Source organism: Companilactobacillus crustorum JCM 15951, assembly GCF_001434585.1.
In the GTDB taxonomy this organism is placed as follows: Bacteria; Bacillota; Bacilli; order Lactobacillales; family Lactobacillaceae; genus Companilactobacillus; species Companilactobacillus crustorum.
The window spans coordinates 1-3722 of record NZ_AZDB01000069.1; the positions used below are offsets into that span (position 1 = coordinate 1).

The 3722-nt window shown below is 37.6% G+C and carries 5 protein-coding genes; 2 read left to right on the top strand and 3 right to left on the bottom strand.

Going from position 1 to position 3722, the window contains the following annotated elements:
* Positions 1 to 76: 76 nt before the first annotated feature.
* Both FD26_RS10580 and arsC read right to left on the bottom strand, forming a co-directional pair.
* Positions 77 to 658 carry a recombinase family protein gene (locus FD26_RS10580; RefSeq protein WP_057868389.1) on the bottom strand — a complete coding sequence of 194 codons (582 nt, stop codon included), beginning with the start codon at positions 656 to 658 and terminating at the stop codon, positions 77 to 79.
* A 109-nt stretch (positions 659 to 767) separates the two neighbouring features.
* Positions 768 to 1184 carry an arsenate reductase (thioredoxin) gene (gene arsC, locus FD26_RS10585; protein WP_046870756.1) on the bottom strand — a complete coding sequence of 139 codons (417 nt, stop codon included), beginning with the start codon at positions 1182 to 1184 and terminating at the stop codon, positions 768 to 770.
* A gap of 232 nt (positions 1185 to 1416) precedes the next feature.
* On the opposite strand from arsC, the gene FD26_RS10590 reads away from it, so the two are divergent.
* Positions 1417 to 1521, top strand: coding sequence for a putative holin-like toxin (locus tag FD26_RS10590; RefSeq protein ID WP_046870757.1), 105 nt, complete (start codon positions 1417 to 1419; stop codon positions 1519 to 1521).
* Positions 1522 to 1729: 208 nt separating this feature from the next.
* On the opposite strand, the gene FD26_RS10595 is transcribed toward FD26_RS10590, so the two are convergent.
* Positions 1730 to 2119, bottom strand: coding sequence for an AP2 domain-containing protein (locus FD26_RS10595; RefSeq protein ID WP_057868390.1), 390 nt, complete (start codon positions 2117 to 2119; stop codon positions 1730 to 1732).
* 213 nt (positions 2120 to 2332) lie between these two features.
* Here FD26_RS10595 and FD26_RS10600 point away from each other — a divergent pair, with 213 nt between their 5' ends.
* Positions 2333 to 3673: an ISL3 family transposase gene (locus FD26_RS10600; protein ID WP_057868391.1), complete on the top strand. Its 1341-nt coding sequence runs from the start codon at positions 2333 to 2335 to the stop codon at positions 3671 to 3673.
* Positions 3674 to 3722: the final 49 nt, after the last annotated feature.

Here is a 3722-nt window from a genome sequence, read left to right on the forward strand (position 1 = left end):
GCGTTCGGATTACTTTTACAATCTACCAAAATAGGAAATAATTTAAAATATCCTTTTTCATGATCTTTCACCTGTCTTAGATTTTAGAAGTATCACTTGGTTTCTCAATTAACTTAAACCGTCGCTGCTGCGTGCGTTTACTAATCCCCGTCTTTCGTTCAATCATTTTATAGGTCATGCCTTGTTTTCGTAACTCGTAGGCAAATCTGATTTGTTCCTCAGAATACGTTTTCGGTCGCCCTTCCCGAAACAACGGATCATGTTGCTTGGCATACAATTTACCTTCTTGTGTGCGCGTGACAATCATATCGCGTTCAAACTGCGCAAAGGCGCTAAATATTGTAAAGACTAGTTGTCCAGTCGGCGTATTGTCAATTAAGCCCATATTCAAAATGTTAACTTTGACATTTTCCTTAAACAACTCTTGGATAATGGCTAAGGCCTCGCGTGTGTTCCGCGCAAACCGATCCAACTTAGTGACAATCAAAGTATCGCCTGTTTTTAGAACGCGCAACAGTTTTTGAAACTCCGGTCGTTCGGTAGTTGTGCCGGTAAACTTTTCTTGAAAGATTTTTTCTGCTCCTGCCAATTTTAGTAACTCAATTTGATTTGCTAATTTTTGATCAGTGGTACTGACCCGCGCATAGCCATATTTCATCTTTTTATCTCCTTAATTATGTCATTAAGTAATGACACGGTTCTAACCCTTTAATTATACAGTATCAAAAAAGAGGCCACAACTGTTGAGTTATGTCGCTTTTCTGTAATCAATGAAAGTGGTCATTTAAATCTATAATTAATTTTTTAATCTCGTCACGAACCTTACGGAATACTTCTAGTTGCTCTTCTAATGTTCCTGTTGCTTGCGCTGGGTCAGATAAAGGCCAGTGTAAACTTTTTGTTTGCGGGGGAAGCATAGGACATTTATCCTTTGCATCACCACATAAAGTAATAACTAAATCTGAAGTATTAAAATACTTTAGATCAATTAATTTAGAGTAGTGGCTACTAATATCTACTCCGTCTTCAGCCATAACTTTAACAGCATTTGGATTTAGTCCATGCGTTTCAATACCCGCGCTTTCTATCTCAAAAATATCGGGCGATAGTATACTTTTGGCATATCCTTCAGCCATTTGACTGCGACAAGAATTTCCTGTACATAAAAAATAAATTTTTTTCATTTTAAACCACCACCGATTTAATTTGTGTAACATCGTTATACACAATAAAACTTAAATGCAATGTTTCAATGCCTATTAAGGTAATATAACATTAATCATCAATAAGTAAATTACTAGTTATCCTGTATAATAGTTCAAGTAGAGAAGTTAAGGCGGTGGCTATTTCCTTAAAGGGGGTGGTGCTTATGGTGTAAAAACTATAAACTCACATTCTAGGAAAGGAGTAGCCCAAGTGTCCGTTTCGGACGCTTTACAATTAATGCTGGCTTTCGGTACTTTTATCGTGGCCTTAATCGCATTAGTTGTTGAGTTGATTAAAAATCAGCAAAAAAAATAACCGCCTTAGCTCTGGCAAGCTAGCGGTTATTTAATCGTATTAAGTTATGCCACCGTCTTAAACGGTTCTACATGGGAAGTCTTGTTCAAGCAAGGCTTCTTTTTCTGCTTCTATTATATCATGTCTGTAAAAAATTGGGTAGTAAGGTATTTTTCAGCTTATTTTTTATAACAAATCTATTTCGTGTCTTATAAAGGCTATGAATTTTTTATTTATTTTTGTATTTTTTTAAAATGGTTTCAACTAATTCTTTTTCAGCTTTTTTTCGAGCTTGGATTGCACTTTCCTTATCTTTAAAATATCCTAGCTCGTAGCGTATATGTTTTACTGTGATATAGCTACGCCACCTCTTATCACGTTTACTATAAGAAACCCCTGTTACACCACTAGAATTATTTGCCTTTAATTTGTCGCTTGTTGCTAGTTCCAATATAGATAGTTTAGTATTTTTTTCACGACCGTCATTTTTTCTAAAAGTTTTTTTTATCTTCTCTTGTATCTTTTCATCTTTGTAAATATTTTTCCGTTTTTCTCGTGCCTTCTTTAATTGACAACCACAACTCTTGGTAGTTCCTTGAATAAGTTTTGTGCTTGCCACGTCGGTATAATTACCACAATCACATTTACAAAACCATGTAGTACCCGATCCCTTCTTAACACCAACGGATTGTCTTAAAACTGGGTTCTATAATATTTGGTACTGATAGAAAAATCTTCTCTCAGTACCAATTTTGTTTTATGATAAAAAAATAGAGATGAAGACACACTTCATCTCAAAGAAACAATCCCTACACTGAAAGAAATGTCCTACATGAAGAATTGTACACTGGATCTATTGGGAATTAAAGACTCACACCTGGAATTTGATCCAAAATATAAGAATAAAGTGATAGCTGCAGGATTTTACCAACATAAAAAAGTCCGCAAGATCCATTTGCGGCAATCTTATCCTTGTGCTTGCCCAGTTTGTGGTCAAAAAATGCGCTACAACGGTTTTAAAACCGTTGAGATGCTCGGTTTGCCTTCGGGTGGGATCACAAATGTTTTTTCGATCCGCAAACAAAAATATCTCTGCCCGGCTTCAGCTGCCTGCCCTAAAACTATTACAAAACTTGCGGAGATCAAGGACGTCAAGGCTAACGACCAAATCTCACAAGCCGTTAAATATCAGGCTATTTCTAAATTAGACCAGGATATCTCGCAAAAAGATATTGCCGCTGATTTTGGGATCTCTGGAATGACAGTGATGCGCTTTGCGCAAGAGCTCTCAACTTACTTAAGGCCCAATCATCATTTCTTACCGCAAAATATCGCTTTTGACGACTTTAAAGCGGGCAACTTTTCTAGTAGCGGCATGAGTATCATTGTCATGGACATTGCGACACGCCGCACGTTAGATATCGTGCGTTCTCGGCATAATACATACTTACGAAGTTACTTTTTACAATATGACCGTCAAGCTCGCTGGGCAGTCCAAACGGTCACAGTTGATCTGTACTCGCCTTATCGATCCTTGATCCATGAGATCTTTCCGCAAGCGCTGATCATTGCCGACCGCTTCCATGTCGTAACCCAAGCTTATCGGGCCTTAAACTTAGTTCGGACACAAACCATGAAACAGGCGGGACAGGGTTCGCACAACGCACGTGCTTTGAAACATTATTGGAAATTGTTAACTAAAGACTCGAACAAACTTGATTTTAAAACCTATCGTAAAAGCAGAAACTTTCGTAATATGCAGTTATGTGAACAGGATATTGTGGAGCGTTTATTAAACATGTCCTCCGCTTTGCGACAAGCTTACGTTTATTATCAAACACTTTTACAAGCTGTCCAGCAGCGAGATCCAAGGCTCTTAGAAAGTCTAACACGTTCAGCTGCAGGCATGCCTGAGCCCATCAAAAAAACTAATCGTACCTTGCGTAAACATCTACAAGAAATCAAGAACAGCTTTCAGACGACCTTTTCTAATGGACCCGTGGAAGGAACAAACAACAAGATCAAAGCCATTAAAAAGACTGCTTACGGTTTCCGGAACTTTGAAAACTTCCGTTTACGTCTTCTCATCGAATTAAAGAATAGTTATGTCAGTTTGAATTTTCATAGTCACATTAAAAAAGCTGCTCATTCCATTCAGGAACAAGCAGCTTGACCAAGTAGACCAATTGCTTATTATTTTGGCTGTACGATAAATAGAGTTG

What these genes read in the sequence shown, in the direction of transcription:
- arsC (WP_046870756.1), bottom strand. Translation starts at nt 1,184, where the DNA reads ATGAAAAAAATTTATTTTTTATGTACAGGAAATTCTTGTCGCAGTCAA.
- FD26_RS10580 (WP_057868389.1), bottom strand. Translation starts at nt 658, where the DNA reads ATGAAATATGGCTATGCGCGGGTCAGTACCACTGATCAAAAATTAGCA.
- FD26_RS10600 (WP_057868391.1), top strand. Translation starts at nt 2,333, where the DNA reads ATGAAGAATTGTACACTGGATCTATTGGGAATTAAAGACTCACACCTG.